Annotated in this window: 15 protein-coding genes; 11 read left to right on the forward strand and 4 right to left on the reverse strand. The window is 50.4% G+C overall.

The window, feature by feature from the left end:
- Positions 1–371: 371 nt before the first annotated feature.
- A complete protein-coding gene (locus ACYAC5_RS14700; RefSeq protein ID WP_462061954.1) occupies positions 372–1,307 on the forward strand; it encodes a retron St85 family effector protein in 936 nt (311 codons plus the stop codon).
- Positions 1,297–2,208, forward strand: a complete 912-nt coding sequence (locus ACYAC5_RS14705; RefSeq protein WP_462061955.1) for a retron St85 family RNA-directed DNA polymerase — start codon at positions 1,297–1,299, stop codon at positions 2,206–2,208. The genes ACYAC5_RS14700 and ACYAC5_RS14705 overlap by 11 nt, the downstream gene beginning before the upstream one ends.
- A 153-nt stretch (positions 2,209–2,361) precedes the next feature.
- Here ACYAC5_RS14705 and ACYAC5_RS14710 read toward each other — a convergent pair whose 3' ends face one another.
- On the reverse strand, positions 2,362–3,162 hold the full coding sequence (locus ACYAC5_RS14710; protein WP_462061956.1) for a hypothetical protein: 801 nt from the start codon (positions 3,160–3,162) through the stop codon (positions 2,362–2,364).
- Between the two features lie 729 nt (positions 3,163–3,891).
- On the opposite strand from ACYAC5_RS14710, the gene ACYAC5_RS14715 reads away from it, so the two are divergent.
- Entirely contained in the window at positions 3,892–4,746 is an 855-nt protein-coding gene (locus tag ACYAC5_RS14715) for a PA4780 family RIO1-like protein kinase (RefSeq protein WP_309833593.1), read from the forward strand.
- Here ACYAC5_RS14715 and ACYAC5_RS14720 read toward each other — a convergent pair.
- The gene (locus ACYAC5_RS14720) at positions 4,713–4,880 is read right to left on the reverse strand and encodes a hypothetical protein (RefSeq protein ID WP_192411362.1); all 168 of its coding nucleotides are present in this window, start codon (positions 4,878–4,880) and stop codon (positions 4,713–4,715) included. The genes ACYAC5_RS14715 and ACYAC5_RS14720 overlap by 34 nt on opposite strands.
- A 224-nt stretch (positions 4,881–5,104) precedes the next feature.
- Between ACYAC5_RS14720 and ACYAC5_RS14725 the strand changes: the two genes are divergently transcribed.
- Together ACYAC5_RS14725 and ACYAC5_RS14730 are read left to right on the forward strand one after the other, a co-directional pair.
- Complete coding sequence (locus tag ACYAC5_RS14725) at positions 5,105–5,461, forward strand: hypothetical protein (RefSeq protein WP_110868297.1); 357 nt, start codon at positions 5,105–5,107, stop codon at positions 5,459–5,461.
- Positions 5,462–5,585: 124 nt separating this feature from the next.
- Entirely contained in the window at positions 5,586–6,245 is a 660-nt protein-coding gene (locus tag ACYAC5_RS14730; RefSeq protein WP_008101584.1) for an epoxyqueuosine reductase QueH, read from the forward strand.
- A gap of 134 nt (positions 6,246–6,379) precedes the next feature.
- On the opposite strand, the gene mgtA is transcribed toward ACYAC5_RS14730, so the two are convergent.
- Positions 6,380–9,103 carry a magnesium-translocating P-type ATPase gene (gene mgtA / locus ACYAC5_RS14735; RefSeq protein ID WP_462061957.1) on the reverse strand — a complete coding sequence of 908 codons (2,724 nt, stop codon included), beginning with the start codon at positions 9,101–9,103 and terminating at the stop codon, positions 6,380–6,382.
- 806 nt (positions 9,104–9,909) lie between these two features.
- Here mgtA and ACYAC5_RS14740 point away from each other — a divergent pair.
- Genes ACYAC5_RS14740 through speG form a run of 6 tightly spaced genes read left to right on the forward strand, consistent with a single transcriptional unit; the run spans position 9,910 to position 15,434 of the window.
- A complete protein-coding gene (locus tag ACYAC5_RS14740) occupies positions 9,910–11,478 on the forward strand; it encodes an ABC transporter substrate-binding protein (RefSeq protein ID WP_462061958.1) in 1,569 nt (522 codons plus the stop codon).
- Complete coding sequence (locus ACYAC5_RS14745; RefSeq protein WP_110868285.1) at positions 11,478–12,530, forward strand: ABC transporter permease; 1,053 nt, start codon at positions 11,478–11,480, stop codon at positions 12,528–12,530. Before ACYAC5_RS14740 ends, ACYAC5_RS14745 begins: the two co-directional genes overlap by 1 nt.
- Positions 12,527–13,384 carry an ABC transporter permease gene (locus ACYAC5_RS14750; protein WP_008101592.1) on the forward strand — a complete coding sequence of 286 codons (858 nt, stop codon included), beginning with the start codon at positions 12,527–12,529 and terminating at the stop codon, positions 13,382–13,384. Before ACYAC5_RS14745 ends, ACYAC5_RS14750 begins: the two co-directional genes overlap by 4 nt.
- Positions 13,374–14,207 (forward strand): ABC transporter ATP-binding protein, encoded by an 834-nt coding sequence (locus ACYAC5_RS14755; RefSeq protein WP_462061959.1) that lies wholly within the window; start codon positions 13,374–13,376, stop codon positions 14,205–14,207. Before ACYAC5_RS14750 ends, ACYAC5_RS14755 begins: the two co-directional genes overlap by 11 nt.
- Positions 14,200–14,892 (forward strand): ABC transporter ATP-binding protein, encoded by a 693-nt coding sequence (locus tag ACYAC5_RS14760; RefSeq protein ID WP_137386313.1) that lies wholly within the window; start codon positions 14,200–14,202, stop codon positions 14,890–14,892. Before ACYAC5_RS14755 ends, ACYAC5_RS14760 begins: the two co-directional genes overlap by 8 nt.
- Positions 14,889–15,434, forward strand: a complete 546-nt coding sequence (gene speG, locus ACYAC5_RS14765; RefSeq protein WP_008101618.1) for a spermidine N1-acetyltransferase — start codon at positions 14,889–14,891, stop codon at positions 15,432–15,434. The genes ACYAC5_RS14760 and speG overlap by 4 nt, the downstream gene beginning before the upstream one ends.
- 102 nt (positions 15,435–15,536) lie before the next feature.
- On the opposite strand, the gene ACYAC5_RS14770 is transcribed toward speG, so the two are convergent.
- Positions 15,537–15,956 (reverse strand): hypothetical protein, encoded by a 420-nt coding sequence (locus tag ACYAC5_RS14770; protein WP_008101619.1) that lies wholly within the window; start codon positions 15,954–15,956, stop codon positions 15,537–15,539.
- Positions 15,957–15,987 lie beyond the last annotated feature (31 nt).

The raw sequence follows: 15,987 nt of genomic DNA on the forward strand, positions 1-15,987 counted from the left end.
ATTTCATCCTGCACAAACCGGCTTAGGCCGGTTTTTTTTAACTCCGAATCAACTTAAGTGCGTACTAATGCACACCTGTAATGACACCACTCACTTATTAATTTATTGATTAATATAATTTAATAAGTGAGTGAGCAGAATGAAAACTATTGCCGGAAATTATTTTTTTCGCTTTCGAATTTGTAAAATTGATGATATTTTCTTGTCAACCCTTAGTTTGGAAGTGCTTCGGCATTTCTTGTGGTTGGTGCATATCCGACCCGTTGCTATTGTTTGGTTTCTCGTCGCAAGAACGCGAGGCGTCACGAGGACGGCTGTCCTCGTGCCACCTCGCGATCTTGCGCCTCGTAACCTGTGTAAGGGCTCTTTTGATGTGGTCAAAACATCCAAAATATCTGAATGCTCGTAAGGATTTCGTTGCTAACTTCTCAGCAAGTGAACTAACGCAGTTAAGTTATTCGTTACCAAAGATCCTTTTTATTTGTGGTGGTGAAGAAAAAAACTGTAAAAACCGCGGGATTTTAGAAAGTTATATTAGAAAACATCACAAGGAATATCTTACATTTCGTGCTGAACTTGCTTGGGATTTAATTAGTAGTAGTGACAACTCAAAGAATGTAAATGCGCTAGCTTTAGAAGAGTGGCTGGCAGATATTTCCGACATTGTAATTATATTAGTTGAGAGCTTTGGAACTGTGGCTGAATTAGGTGCATTTTCATTAAGCACAAGCTTAAGAAAGAAGTTGCTACCTATTTTAGATAAACAGTTTGAGAGACACAACTCCTTCATTAACACAGGCCCAGTAATGTGGGTAAATAATGACTCGAAATTTAAACCAACAATCTACACTGATTTTAAAACAATTCTAACATGCATTCCTCAAATTAATGAGAGACTAACCAGAAAAACAAGATCTTCCGTATCGAAAAATAATCTTCATGGTGACTATCAATACTCACCGAAAGTTCTTCTTTTCTTCTTATTATATGTAATTGCGTCTCTTGGTCCTATTGGGACAACAGAAATAGCAAAACTGAGCTCTAACATTATTGGACTGAAGGATAGAAACAAAAATAATATTAGATTCATGCTATCTCTTGGAATCGCTTTAGGATTATTTAAGAAAACACAGATTGGAAGTGAGTTGTATTACTCGTGCGTTGATTTTGATAAATTTTTCAATCATGATTCCACCAAAAAACTATTGAGTAAAATACTGAAAAGCAGGGCAAGAGCACTGTCAGATTTGATAATGATACCAGCTTTTAAAAGCGAATTGGGGAAGGTAATGAAGAATGTTAATTGAACATCTTTCAGATAGTCTTATTTTAACTGAGAATTTTATCTGTGAACTTGCTGATGCCGCTAGTGAAAATTATAACAAATTCAGCGTGCCCAAAAAAAATGGTGGCACAAGAGTTGTTTATCAACCACATAAAGAACTAAAATTATTACAACGAGTAATTCATGATGATTTTTTAGTTAAGCTGCCAGTACATCCAGCATCTACAGCTTACTTAGAGGGTGCTTCAGTTAAAAATAACGCCGAAAAACACAAAAATAATAAATACCTCCTCCGCCTTGATTTCGTGGATTTTTTTAAGTCAATTACACACAATGACATTTTGTCATTCATGATGGAAAATAAAATCCATCCTGATTGGAATGAATATGATAAAGAAATTTTCCTAAAACTAGTTTGTTACAATGGCAGACTTACCATGGGTGCTGTTACGTCTCCAATGTTATCTAATTTAATTTGTAATAAACTGGATAGAATTATCGACTCAATTTGCAGCCAGCAAAGTATTACTTATACGAGATATGCCGATGATATTTATCTGTCCACTAATACGCCTGATATTTTAAGAAGCATGCCTCAAAGAATAATTCATATACTGCGCTTATTAGAATATCCAAAAAACTTAATAATTAATTCATCGAAAACTAAACATTCATCCAAAAAAAGTAGGATGATGGTAACTGGACTTACAATTACGAATGCTGGCAACATATCGATTGGTAGAGATAAGAAACGAGAGATTAGAAGCTTAGTATACAAATGGGATCAACTAACAATTGAAAAGAAAAAATATCTTCAAGGATACCTATCATATTGTGTAAGTGTTGAGCCTCTTTTTATAAATTCTCTATGTGAAAAATTTAGTGCTAAAATCATAAAAAAAATCCAATCATCTAAACTATAACTTATATGTAAGCAATAACCTTAGCTAATGTGTAAAATAATCTAAAAACAAGTAAATCACATTGTAAGGCGAAGTCGTGCAATTGAAATTATAGAAACTCATACCAATATAAATTATATCATTTCACATGCATATACTTACGTGGAAATTTAATTAAACCGAATCAACTCTAACATCACTTTTATCTTTTAATTTTTCCTGAACCTTATATTTACTCAATATTAAAATTGCATCTAGATTATCTTGCACTTCGAATAGAGCGTAATCATCATAGTGCTCATGATAACCATTTGATATTAGAAAAAACTCAAATGATTCACCTGACATTTCCGTGAACATGTTAAATTTAAATGGAGAATATCCTGTTATGAAACCAAATTTATCGAAAATTACATCTATAGTTTTATCTTTAATTCGATAAGTGAATATGAACCCCATTCTTTTCGTCAAAACTATGTCATTGAAAGTTACCACTTTTTTATATAGGCGGTTTTCTAAGCTCTTTAATGTTAGCGCGCTTTCCACATCGCAACCGATGATATCTCCGCCTCCAGTAATCACAGAAAAGAAAAGTTCCTCAGAAATACCAATCGAAACCGAGCCATTTTGATCATAAATCTCACTATATTTAGGTATAACGATCAATTTAGCTTCATAGCCTTTTAAGACTAGTGGTTCTTCAAATTTTATTATTTCAATGCTACCTTTACCACCAATCCTCATGTTTATTGAGGAAATAATAACTGTGTTATCTCGCTTATTTGAAATGACAAAGTTTGTTAAATGTGAGTTGTACAACCTTCCTGTACTTAGACTATATGACACACATATTTTTCTTGTTACTTTCTGGTATCCGAAGTAAATCGTAAAACCTGCAGCGATTAAAGTTAGCAACTTTATATCAAAAATAGAATACAACCATGCAAGTCCATCTATAACATTTTGATTGATCATTCCACATCCATTCTTAGACAGTGTTACTAATAACCACTCACAATGATGAGATGGCCAGTTAAACCATAATATATTTCGACAAATGTAACTTAGGTAAATCAGAGCTCACTTATCACTCAGTGAACGTTAGTGTAAAGCATCTTAGCAACGCGAAACATACTAGTCTTACGTTGGCTAATGTAAAAATCCACTCAAGCAGCCCTGCACTTATTACACGTGCCGTAAAATTTAAGAAGTCTACTTATGGTGCTGAGCTGACAATTGCCAGTACAAAGCGCTTGATAGAATCACATCGCATAAACTGTGCTTCAGTCGCTTATCAATCAACTCACGAAAGTGGTCACTCTTAGTGCACACTAGTGTACATCCTACCTCAAACCATTCACCACCTATGACATTGAAATTAATCCATAAAAACCAAAAGTGAACAGTGTGAACACTTTTCCCAAAAATCATTTTATTTTGGATTTAGCGCCGTGCATTCGTTATCATTGTCCTGCCGTTCCGGGGTATGAGATCTAATAATTGGTACACGTTTAGGTACACAATACAAAGTTGAATTAGATAAAGTCACCTAAATACATGAGCTTGCGGATTGTGTTCAAACTCCGCCAGCCCACCAAAATTCTCCATCGATGATCACCAGAGTCATTCGATGAAGTCCTAAGAGCCCGTATGGCGCAAGCCTTACGGGCTTTTTTGTATCTGGACTCTTTCAAGGCGACTCGCATGAAAATCCCAAACCGACTCCAGCCTCTCGTTGATGATGGCCTGGTAGATGAAGTACTACAAAGACTAAGAAGCGGCAAAGAAGCTGACGTTTATACCGTGTTAACGGGCGGCAAAATCCAGTGTGCCAAAGTGTACAAGGACGCCACACAACGAAGTTTCAAGCAGGCTGTGCATTATCAGGAAGGGCGCAAAGTGCGCAACAGCCGTAATTCACGTGCGATGCAAAAAGGGTCGAAATTCGGGCGCAAGCAGCAAGAAGAGACCTGGCAAAGCGCGGAAGTTGATGCGTTATTCCGCCTGGCGCATGCTGGCGTACGCGTCCCGCAGCCCTACATTTGCATCGACGGCGTTTTGTTGATGGAGCTGGTCACAGACGCAGAAGGTCTGGTTGCGCCACGCCTGAGCGATGTGTTCCTGACTGAAGAGAACGCCCTTAAGGATTTCGATACCATGATCCGCAATATCGTGCGCATGCTGTGCGCCGGCATTGTTCATGGCGATCTGTCGGAATTCAACGTGCTGCAGGATGCCAACGGACCGGTGATTATCGACTTGCCACAAGCGGTTGATGCCGCGGCAAACAACCACGCTGAATCGATGTTTGAGCGCGATGTGAACAACATCACCGCCTATTACGGGCAATATGCTCCGCAGATTTTGCAAACGCGCTATGCGAAAGAGATCTGGCAGTTATATGAAGATGGAAAGCTGACGCCAGAAACGCCGCTCACCGGTCTCTTCGTAGAAGAGGTGCATGAAGTGGATATGAACTCATTGATGGATGAGATCATCGCCGCCGAAGATGAGTTCTATGATCGTCAGCGCGCCGCTAAAGAGCGCGACGAAGAGTAGAGGCGGCTCCACAGCTCAGGCAGGCTGGCGATAAACGCCTCGACTATCGCGTGTTTATTGCCACCCGGATTCCACAACGTTACCAGCGTAACGTTCAATCCCTGATTGCCAACCTCGGTACGCAACCGTTGCACGTTGCGCCACTGCTATGCTGCGCCAGGCAGATAGCAGATTAATATTGCAGAGCCACCGCTCAGGTGGCTCTTATCCCTTCTTGCAACAACCTAAAATGCTATCTACTGGTGATTTTGCCAGCGAAACTAGACCTTTTTCATTCCTGGTTTATTCTTAAATCTTTCCATCCCGGCCTGTGCCAGGATGATTACCTGAGACGACAAATTTCATGAAAGAGGGAATTATGAAAAAGACCATTATTGCACTGTCAGCCATTCTGATGGCATCTTCGGCTTTTGCCGCGACCACACATGCAACTGATGAAACTGTCGCTAACGCGCAGGCCGGTGCGAACACCGCCAAAGAAAAACTGCATCAGGCGCAGAACGAAGGTAAAGAGCAGCAGCTGAAAGCGAAGCATGCGGCAGAAGGCAAAAGCGATAACCTGACCAGCAAAGCCAGCGAAGGTACGCAGAAAGCCTGGAACAAAACCAAAGAAGGCTCTGAGAAAGGTTGGGATGCCACCAAAGAAGGCACGCAGAAAGGCTGGAATAAAACTAAAGAAGGTGCCAGCGATCTGAAGAAGAAAGTGACTGAATAACTTTCTTCGCTCAATCCAGAGGCCGCGTTTGCGGCCTTTTTTTATTGCCTGTTTTCCCTCAACTTTGCATCTTTAACGCTATCCCCTTAGACTTTACCCAACACTCCATTAACCAATAATGCTCATGTCTGACACCTTTACCCGCCAGCCGCTGCCCTTACCCAACGGTCATAATAAAGTCCTGTTGCACTCCTGCTGTGCGCCCTGCTCGGGCGAAGTGATGGAAGCGATGCTGGCTTCCGGCATCGATTACACCATCTTCTTCTACAACCCAAACATTCATCCGCTGAAAGAGTATGAGCTGCGTAAAGAGGAGAATATCCGCTTTGCCGAGCAGTTTGGCGTGCCCTTTGTTGATGCCGATTATGATAAAGACAATTGGTTTGAGCGGGCACGTGGCATGGAGTGGGAACCGGAACGTGGCGTGCGCTGCACCATGTGTTTCGACATGCGCTTTGAACGCACCGCGCTGTATGCACATGAAAACGGTTTCCCGGTGATCACCAGTTCACTCGGCATTTCGCGCTGGAAGAATATGCAGCAGATTAACGACTGCGGCGTGCGCGCGGCGGCGCACTATCCCGATATGCTCTACTGGGAATTTAACTGGCGGAAAGGTGGCGGCTCGTCACGCATGATTGAGATCAGCAAGCGCGAACGTTTCTATCAGCAGGAGTATTGCGGCTGCATCTATTCGCTGCGCGACAGCAATCGCCATCGTGTAGCTAGCGGCCGCGAGCGCATTGAGATCGGCGTGCAGTATTATCAGCCCGACGAAGAGTAAAGAAAAGGGCAGGAAATCCTGCCCTTTTTTCATTAACGAAACACCAGCGTTAACACCACCATGACAACCATCATCATTATCAGGTGAAACACCACCTTATTGAGATTGCGGTTACGCATTTCACCTCCATGTGTTTAAAACCACTGACCAAAGCGCTTGATGTAGAGCATTTTCATGCCCTGCGCGACCACGCAATACCCGAGCAGCGTTGCCACCAGCCATGGGAAGTAAGACCATGGCAGCGGCACCAATCCCACCATCGCGCCCAGCGGTGAGAACGGCAGCAGAATGCCGGCGATCATCACACACGCAGTGGTCAGCAGCACCGGCAGCGCCGCACGGCTCTGGATAAACGGAATCTTTTGCGTGCGCAGCATATGCACCACCAGCGTCTGCGAAAGCAAGCCTTCAATAAACCAGCCGGACTGGAACAGCGACTGCATTTCTGGCGTATTCGCTGCGAACACGTACCACATCAGCGCGAAAGTGGTGATATCGAAAATCGACGACGTTGGCCCAATCCACAGCATAAAGCGTTTGATATTACGCGCGTCCCATTTACGCGGTTTACGCAGGAACTCGCGGTCCATTTTGTCCCACGGCAGCGCCAGTTGGGACAGATCGTACATCAGGTTCTGAATCAGCAGATGAATCGCCAGCATCGGCAGGAACGGAATAAAGGCGCTCGCCACCAACACCGAGAACACGTTGCCGAAGTTCGAGCTGGCGGTCATGTTCAGGTACTTAATGATGTTGCCGAAGGTTTCGCGTCCCTTCATTACGCCCTCTTCCAGCACCATCAAATCTTTTTCCAGCAGGATGATATCGGAGGACTCTTTAGCGATGTCCGCCGCGCTATCGACGGAAATCCCCACATCGGCATCACGCAGCGCCGGCGCATCATTAATCCCGTCGCCGAGGAAGCCAACGGTGTGGCCCTGTTGCTGTAGCGCGCGCAGGATGCGTGATTTCTGCAGCGGCGTGAGTTTAGCGAATACCGAACTCTGTGCGGCGGCGTCTGCCAACTGCTCGTCGCTCATCAGGGCAATTTGGTCGCCGGTGACGATCGCGCCGCTGTCGATGCCAACCTGCTGGCAAATGCGCGCGGTCACCACCGGATTATCACCGGTCAGCACTTTGACGCTAACGCCATTGTCGCGCAGCGCGCCGATGGCTTTGGCGGCGCTCTCTTTCGGTGGATCGAGGAAGGTCAGCAGCCCTTCTACCGTTAAGCCTTGCTCATCCGCCACGCTCAGCGGCTGCTGTAAACCTGGCTCCGCCAGCACGCGGCTCGCCACCAGCAGCACGCGAAAACCCTGCTCATTGTATTGATGTGCCAGCGCCAGCAGTTCTGCACGACGCGTTTCGTTCAGCGGCTGCACCAGTTTGCCTTCACGCTCGGCAGTCGCGATGCTCAGCATCTCTTCCACCGCGCCTTTACAAATCAGCATCTGTTGATTGAGACGACGATCGCGCACCACCACCGAGACGCGACGGCGAATGAAATCAAATGGCAGCTCATCCACTTTGATATAGGTATCACTCACCGCTTCGCTGACGCGGTTTTTGCCGTACTGCAAAATGGCGCGATCCATCAGATTCAGCGTGCCGCTTTGATAGTGGCTGTTGAGCCAGCTCAGCATCAGTACGCGTGAGTTCTCCACGCCAGCACAATCCAGATGATGCTCCAGAATGATGTTGTCCTGCGTCAGCGTGCCGGTTTTGTCGGTGCAAAGAATATCCATCGCGCCGAGGTTTTGAATCGCATTCAGACGTTTGACGATCACTTTACGCCGCGACATGGCGATGGCACCTTTCGCCAGATTGGAGCTGACGATCATCGGCAACATTTCCGGCGTTAAACCTACCGCTACCGCCAGCGCAAACAGTGAAGCATCCAGCCAGTCGCCTTTGGTTAGGCCATTAATCAGCAACACCACCGGTACCATCACCAACATGAAGCGGATCAGCAGCCAGCTCACGCTGTTGACGCCGCGGTCAAAGGCGGTTTGTGCGCGATTACCCACAATCGATTTCGCCAGGCTACCGAAGTAAGTTTCGCTGCCGGTTGCCACTACCACCGCTTTGGCGCTGCCGCTGGACACGTTGGTGCCCATCAGGCAGACGCTGCCCAGTTCCAGCAGCGATGTGCCCTGTTCGCTGGCACCGCTGCTTTTGCTGGTGACGTGGCCGGTGACGTCATACTTCTCAACCGGTAACGATTCGCCGGTCAAAATCGCCTGGCTGATAAACAGATCGCGTGAATCCAGCAGCCGCACATCGGCTGGCACCAAATCCCCCGCCGACAGATAGATGATGTCACCCGGCACCAGCGTGGCGATATCGACTTCCTGTTTGAGCGGCGCTTGCTGCGCTGACTCACGACGCAGCACCGTGGCGGTGGTGCGCACCATCGATTTCAGCGCCTGCGCCGCTTTATTGGTACGGAACTCCTGCCAGAAGCGCAGCAAACCGCTGAGCGTTACCATCGTCACAATGATGATGACACCGGTCAGATCGGTCTCCTCGCCGTTGCGCAGCGGCAGCCAGAAATCAGTGAAAAAGCTCACCAGCGCCAGCGCCATCAGGACATAGATAAACGGATTGTTGAATGCCTGCAGCAACTGCAACAACGCCGGTGGCGCTTTGTCGTGTTCGACCTGATTGCGGCCATATACATCCAGGCGCGCCTCGGCTTCACGTTCACTCAGGCCAAGCGCATCGCTGCGCAGACGCACCAGCGTTTCGTCGGCAGTAAAACCGGCTTCATCTTCAATCAGGTAACGCGGTGTTTTTTGACGCGGCTGGCGCGTAGTGTTCCAGGCTTTTTTGTCCTGGTTGAGTTTCATGTCAGTCATAGTGACATTCCTCTTTATTACGGCAATAAAAATCCCTGCGTGCGAGGCACACAAATTAAATTAACGGCAATGCGTTTGTTAAATTAAAAATAACCTGTCGGGAATTTCCATATCACCTCCCGGAAATTAAAGACGAAAAGAGTCGCTCGAAAAATAACGAGTAATAAATAAAGACGAAGGTAAACACCACGCAATCGAACAGCGAAAAGCCGTCTAATGTGCAGCGCTAATCAGCACGCTGAGGTTCAGCGCGCGTATCGAGGTGGAGGGAAAAGTGTGTTAAAAATCATGTACATGATGATATCCCCACGGGCTTTGGCCCGTTACAATGTCGTTTAAAGGGAACAATCATCAGAAAAGAGAGGATTGCTGCCCGCCGTGTTGGCAAGCAGCGACAAAAAAGTTCGCGCGTCAGCTTGCCTTGTGATGCCAACTAAAAGGGTGACTGTCCAACTGAACTCTCCTGCTTTGAAATTGCGGCCATTATATTCTGGCAAGTAACGAAGTAAAGTTAATTATCGGTTAGTCACCCATCATTTATATTCCGTTGCAGTTGAGTTGATATTACCTCACATGCACATTCCGTAGCGGCGTGATTAATCGCGCGATTTTGCGTTAACGATCCTGCACCCAAAGCCCGTCCACACATTGCGCAATGAATTGCGCCGCTACGGATTGTGCGGTTTCCCCTTATAACTGAACCATGCGTCTTAGATCATTAATGCATATGCATAGCCTGAAATTGACTATTCTTCACTGCTGCGCTCTCGTAAACTCGCGTTACTTTTTTTAGGCAAGGAAACAACATGAAAAAAATTATTCCATCACTGCTGGCGTTATCGCTGGTAGCCGCCTTCTCTGTTCAGGCAGCGACGCCGAAAGATACGCTGGTTATTGCCCAGTCTACCGATGACGCCGACAGCTTCGATCCCGCGCAGGGCTTTGAGCTGACCACGGTGCAAGCGTTCACTAACATTTATCAGCGCCTGGTTCAGTCCGATCCCACCAATCCAACCGATTTACAGCCAACGCTGGCCACGTCCTGGCAAGCGGGCAGCGATAATCGCAGCCTGACATTTGAACTGCGCAAAGGTGCTCAGTTCGCCAGCGGTAATCCGCTGCGTCCGGAAGATGTGATCTTCTCGCTGGGTCGCGTGGTTAAACTCAATCTCGATCCCTCCTTTATTCTTACCCAGCTCGGCTGGAATAAAGATAACGTCGATACCTTCCTGAAGAAGGTTGATGACAACCACGTACAGATTAGCTGGAGCGCCAACGTCAGCCCGGCGTATGTGCTCAGCCTGCTCTCCGCGCCGGTCTCTTCAATTGTTGATGAGAAAACCGCGCAGGCCAACGCGAAGAACGGTGACTTCGGCCACGCATGGCTCGGTACTCACTCTGCCGGTAGCGGCCCGTATCAGATTCGTAAAGTGGTGCTGCACGAAGCGATTCTGCTGAGCGCGAACCCAACTTCACCAGCGGGCGCTCCGAAGCTGAAGAATATCCTGATCAAAAACGTACCGGAACCGGCTGCGCGTCGTCTGCTGCTGGAACAGGGCGATGTGGATATCGCGCGTAACCTCGGTGCGGATCAGATCGCCTCGCTGAAAGGCAAAGCGGGCGTGAAGACCGAAGCGATTCCGATGGCTTCTCTCTATTACATCCAGTTCAACATCGGTGAAAACCCGGTGCTGAAGAACCCGGCGCTGTGGGAAGCGGCTCGTTATCTGTTCGACTATAAAGGTATCGCTAACGACCTGCTGAAAGGCCAGTTCGAAGTGCATCAGACCTTCCTGCCGAAAGGCTTCCTCGGCGCAATCAACGACACGCCGTACACTTACGATCCTGAGAAAGCCAAAGCGATTCTGAAGAAAGCCGGTCTGACCAACGTCAGCTTCAAGCTCTCCACCAGCAATCAGCCGCCTTACCTCGACATCGCGCAGGCGCTGCAGGGCAGCTTTGCCAAAGGCGGCGTGAAGGTGGAAGTGCAACCTGGCCTGAGCTCTGAAGTCTCCACCCGCGTGAAGGCGCACAAATATGAAGCCACTCTGAACGCCTGGGGCGCAGACTATTTCGATCCAAACACCAACGCCGCGTCCTTCGCTTACAACCCGGAAGATGGCAGCAAAACCGTGGCTTACCGTTCTGACTGGCATATCCCGGAGCTGAACAAGCAAACGCTGGCCGCCACCGCCGAGAGCGATAACAACAAGCGCGTCGAACTCTATCAGGCGATGCAGCGTGAAGTGCTGAAGAACTCGCCGTACGTGATTGGCTTGCAGGCGAAAAACCTGATTGCGCTGCGCGACAATCTGCAAGGCTATGTGCAGGGCATCAACCCGGACATGGTGTATTACTCGCAGGTTTCTAAGTAATGGCAGTGTCAGCTTCACAGGCCGGGTTCGCCCGGCCACTCTGGCAACGCGTTAGCCATATCGTCACCAGCCTGCTTTCGCTGCTGGTGACGTTGGTCGGTTTGTTAGCGTTCACTTTTATGCTGTCGCACCTGTCGCCTGTCGATCCGGTGCAACAGATCGCTGGCGATCACGCCAGTGAAGCCACCTACGCGCAGGTGCGCCACGATCTCGGCCTTGATCAGCCGGTGCTGGTGCAGTTCTGGCGCTATATCAGCCATCTGGCGCGCGGCGATCTCGGCTTATCGCATCTAACCAATCAACCGGTCAGCGCCGACCTGATGCGTACCTTCCCGGCCACCATTGAGCTGGCCACCTGCGCGATGATTTTTGCCGCAGTGTTCGGCATTGCCTTAGCGCTGCTGGCGGCGTGGAAGCCGGGCAGCATCATCGATAACGTGGCGCGTTTTGTTTCGCTGCTCGGCTACTCTGTGCCGGTGTTCTGGCTCGGCTTGCTGGGTTTGCTGCTGTTTTACGCCGTGCTGCACTGGTCCGCCGGACCGGGCCAGCTCGATGACATCTGGATCTATACGCTGGAGCCGAAAACCGGCTTTGTGCTGATTGATAGCTGGATGTCCGGCGATCCCGAGATGTTCCGCAATGCGATTGCCCATTTGTGGCTGCCGGTGGTGATTCTCGGCCTGCTGGCAATGGCGGGCATTACGCGCCTGCTGCGCGCGGCGCTGCTGGAAGAGAGCAGCAAAGAGTATGTGGTGCTGGCGCGCGCGAAAGGTGCCAGCCGTGGCCGCATTTTGCTGCGTCATATTTTCCCCAACGTGCTGGGCACGCTGATTACCGTTATCGCCCTCTCCTACGCCACGCTGCTGGAAGGTTCGGTATTGACCGAAACGGTATTTGCCTGGCCGGGCGTCGGTCGCTACATGACCAACGCGCTGTTTTCCTCTGATGTACCGGCGATTCTCGGCTCGACCTTGCTGATTGGCAGCTGCTTTATTCTGCTCAACGCGCTGGCCGATGCCCTGACCTGGTTAACCGATCCGAGAACCCGATGACTCAACAACTCTCTGAACTGGAAACGCTGCGTCCACGCCGCCGACGCGCGCGCGTCACCTCGCTTACCATCGGCCTGACGCTGGTGTTGATTGTGGTGGCGATGGCATTGTTCGCGCCATTGCTGGCGCCTTTCGATCCCAATGCGCAGATTATCTCCCAGCGTTTGCAGGCGCCGTCGGCGCTGCACTGGTTTGGCACCGATGGCTTTGGCCGCGATCTGCTGTCACGCGTGATTTACGGCGCGCGCCCCACGCTGCTGCTGGTGTCACTGATTCTGGTGCTGACCATTCCGGTTGGCCTGCTGGTCGGCATCACCGCCGGTTACGTGGGCGGCTGGACCGAGCGCGTGTTGATGCGCATAACCGATATCTTCCTGTCACTGCCGAATCTGGTGATCGCGCTGGCGCTGGTCGCTATGCTCGGCCCCGGCTTGATGAATGGCGCACTGGCGCTGGCGCTCACCAGTTGGCCGCCGTTTGCCCGTCAGGCACGTGCAGAAACGCTGGCGCTGCGCCGCAGTGATTACCTCGCCGCCGCGCGCATGCAGGGCATCACCGGTTTACGCCTGATGTTTGGCCACATTCTGCCGCTGTGTATGCCAACGGCGGTGGTACGTGCCGCGCTGAGCCTCGGCGGAATCATTCTTTCAGCGGCGGGCCTCGGCTTCCTTGGCATGGGCGTGCAACCGCCTACCGCCGAATGGGGTTCGATGGTGGCAGAAGGCAGTAAAGTGATCTTCGACCAATGGTGGGTTGCCGCCGCACCCGGCGGCGCGATTCTGTTCGCCAGCCTGGCGTTTAACCTGACAGGCGATGGCCTGCGTGACCGACTGGATACTCGTCATGCCAAATGATCTGTTAATTGATGTACAAGGCCTGACGATTCGCAGCGATGATGCGCTGCTGGTCGATAACATTGGCTTCCAAATTGGCCGCGAGCGCGTGGCGCTGGTGGGTGAATCCGGTTCCGGTAAATCACTCACCGCACGTACGCTGATGGGCTTGCTGTCACCTTCGCTGCACTTGCAGGCCGATCGCTTGCAGATTGTCGACACCGATGCGCTGAGCCTGCGCGAGCGTGACTGGATCCAGCTACGCGGCAGTAAAGTGGCAATGGTGATGCAGGATCCGAAATATGCGCTCAATCCCACGCGCACCATTGGCTGGCAGGTGGAAGAACCGCTGGTGCTGCACCACACATTGAGCCGCGCTGAACGTAAAGAGAAAGTGTGCGAGATGCTGGATGCGGTGGGCTTGCCCGACCCGCGTCAGCTGATGAAACGCTATCCGCATCAACTTTCTGGCGGCATGGGGCAACGCGTGATGCTGGCGATCGCCCTGATCACCGATCCTGAACTGCTGATCGCCGATGAACCTACGTCGGCGCTCGATCACGCGATGCGCGATCAGGTACTGGCGCTGATTCGTCGTCTGGTTGAGCAGCGCAACATGGGTTTGCTGCTGATCAGCCACGATCTGCAACAGGTTTCCGAACACTGCGAACGTGTGATGGTGATGTATCAGGGCCGCGTGCTGGATACCTTGCCGGCGTCCGAACTCTCCAACGCCAGCCATCCTTACACCAGCACCTTGTGGGCCTGTCGTCCGAGTAAAGCCACGCACGGCGAGCGTTTGCCGGTGCTGGATCGTGCCGCGCTGGAGAAGAATTATGATTGAGTTAGCGAACCTCAGCGTTTCGCACAAGCAAGGTTACGAGCTGCGCACCGTGGTGCACGATGTGTCGCTGCAGGTCGCGGCCGGTGAGTGTTTTGGTCTGGTTGGCCCGTCCGGCTGCGGCAAGTCGTCGCTGCTGTGGGTGCTGGCGGGATTGAATCCGCACTGGAGCGGCAGCATGTCGCTGGCGGGCACCGCCGTGCAGCCCGGCAAAGCGTTTACTGGCCAGCTGCGCCGCGATGTGCAGATGGTGTTTCAGGATCCCTACGCTTCGCTGCATCCGCGCCATCGCCTGCGTCGCACGCTGGCGGAACCGCTGAAAATGCTCAAACGTGATAACATCGACGACCGCATTAATGCCGGGTTCCGCCATGTCGGGCTCGATCCGGCGCTGGCGGATCGCTATCCGCATCAGCTTTCAGGCGGTCAGCGTCAGCGCGTAGCGATTGTGCGCGCCTTGCTGCTGGAACCCAAGATCCTGCTGCTGGATGAGCCGACCTCGGCGCTGGACATGTCGGTGCAGGCCGAGATCCTCAACCTGCTCAACGATCTAAAGCAAAAAGATGGTTTAACCATGGTGCTGGTCAGCCACGATCCGGATGTGATCGATCACATGTGCGATCGCGCGGCGCGTATGGCGCAGGGCCGCATCGTGGAGCAACATTCAACAACAAGGAACACCGTATGACGGTTAAGTTACGTCCGCTGGAGCGGGAAGATTTACGCTTTGTGCACCAATTAGATAACAACGCCAGCGTGATGCGTTACTGGTTTGAAGAGCCGTACGAAGCGTTTGTCGAGCTTTCAGACCTGTATGACAAACATATCCATGACCAAACCGAGCGCCGCTTTGTGGTGGAGCATGATGGACACAAAGCCGGGTTAGTGGAGTTGGTCGAGATTAATCACGTGCATCGCCGCGCTGAGTTTCAAATCATTATCGATCCTTCCCATCAGGGCAAAGGCTTAGCCACCAAAGCGGCAAAGTTGGCGATGGATTACGGCTTTTCGGTGCTGAATCTCTACAAACTCTATCTGATTGTCGATGAAGAGAATAAGAAGGCGGTGCATATCTACACCAAGCTGGGATTTGAGGTGGAAGGCGTACTGAAGCACGAATTTTTCATCAACGGCGAATACCGCAACACCATCCGCATGTGCATTTTCCAGCAGCAACATCTGGCGCAGCATAAAAGCGCCAATGCGATGGTGAAGCCTACCGCGCAGTAACTCAAACTGTTGAATGATTTGTAGCGGCGCAATTAATTGCGCTGTTTTTTTTCGCGGTAAGATTGCGCAATAAATTGCGCCGCTACGATCGGTGCGGGCTTATTAACCCCGCGCGCCGACGACGTTCAGCTTCGGCTGTGGATGTTCTGGTTTGAGATCGTACATGCCGCCGTAGAAGGGATCGACCAGCAGCCAGCCGGGGAAGCCCAACAGCGGAATATTGCCGAGCAAATACCACAGATTGGCATTGGCCTCGATCGGCAAGGTTAGCGGCACATAGCCCGGACTCTCCAGCATCACCTGATAGTGCTTCTTACCAAAATAATTCCCGGTCGATTTCGCCAGCTCGACGGTTTGCGGGGTATAGCCCTGCGCCACCGCGCGTCCGGTCTCATCCTGCACGGTGAAACGCGCGCCTTGCGGCAGGGAGTCGATTTTCACCGGTTGCGTTTCAGTGCCGACAATGGTGGCGCAGCCGCTCAGCAGCAGCGCACAGGCAGGAAAAAGAGGTCGCAGGTTCATAGCAGGTCCGCTTCAGCATCAGATAGGACAG

The sequence above is a fragment of the Pantoea sp. y20 genome (genome assembly GCF_054903455.1).

Excerpts from the sequence above, each read along its gene's own strand:
- ACYAC5_RS14750 (WP_008101592.1), top strand. The coding sequence starts at position 12,527 with ATGACTCAACAACTCTCTGAACTGGAAACGCTGCGTCCACGCCGCCGA.
- ACYAC5_RS14760 (WP_137386313.1), top strand. The coding sequence starts at position 14,200 with ATGATTGAGTTAGCGAACCTCAGCGTTTCGCACAAGCAAGGTTACGAG.
- ACYAC5_RS14710 (WP_462061956.1), bottom strand. The coding sequence starts at position 3,162 with ATGATCAATCAAAATGTTATAGATGGACTTGCATGGTTGTATTCTATT.
- speG (WP_008101618.1), top strand. The coding sequence starts at position 14,889 with ATGACGGTTAAGTTACGTCCGCTGGAGCGGGAAGATTTACGCTTTGTG.
- ACYAC5_RS14700 (WP_462061954.1), top strand. The coding sequence starts at position 372 with ATGTGGTCAAAACATCCAAAATATCTGAATGCTCGTAAGGATTTCGTT.
- ACYAC5_RS14730 (WP_008101584.1), top strand. The coding sequence starts at position 5,586 with ATGTCTGACACCTTTACCCGCCAGCCGCTGCCCTTACCCAACGGTCAT.
- ACYAC5_RS14740 (WP_462061958.1), top strand. The coding sequence starts at position 9,910 with ATGAAAAAAATTATTCCATCACTGCTGGCGTTATCGCTGGTAGCCGCC.
- ACYAC5_RS14745 (WP_110868285.1), top strand. The coding sequence starts at position 11,478 with ATGGCAGTGTCAGCTTCACAGGCCGGGTTCGCCCGGCCACTCTGGCAA.
- ACYAC5_RS14725 (WP_110868297.1), top strand. The coding sequence starts at position 5,105 with ATGAAAAAGACCATTATTGCACTGTCAGCCATTCTGATGGCATCTTCG.
- ACYAC5_RS14715 (WP_309833593.1), top strand. The coding sequence starts at position 3,892 with ATGAAAATCCCAAACCGACTCCAGCCTCTCGTTGATGATGGCCTGGTA.
- ACYAC5_RS14705 (WP_462061955.1), top strand. The coding sequence starts at position 1,297 with ATGTTAATTGAACATCTTTCAGATAGTCTTATTTTAACTGAGAATTTT.
- mgtA (WP_462061957.1), bottom strand. The coding sequence starts at position 9,103 with ATGACTGACATGAAACTCAACCAGGACAAAAAAGCCTGGAACACTACG.
- ACYAC5_RS14770 (WP_008101619.1), bottom strand. The coding sequence starts at position 15,956 with ATGAACCTGCGACCTCTTTTTCCTGCCTGTGCGCTGCTGCTGAGCGGC.
- ACYAC5_RS14755 (WP_462061959.1), top strand. The coding sequence starts at position 13,374 with ATGCCAAATGATCTGTTAATTGATGTACAAGGCCTGACGATTCGCAGC.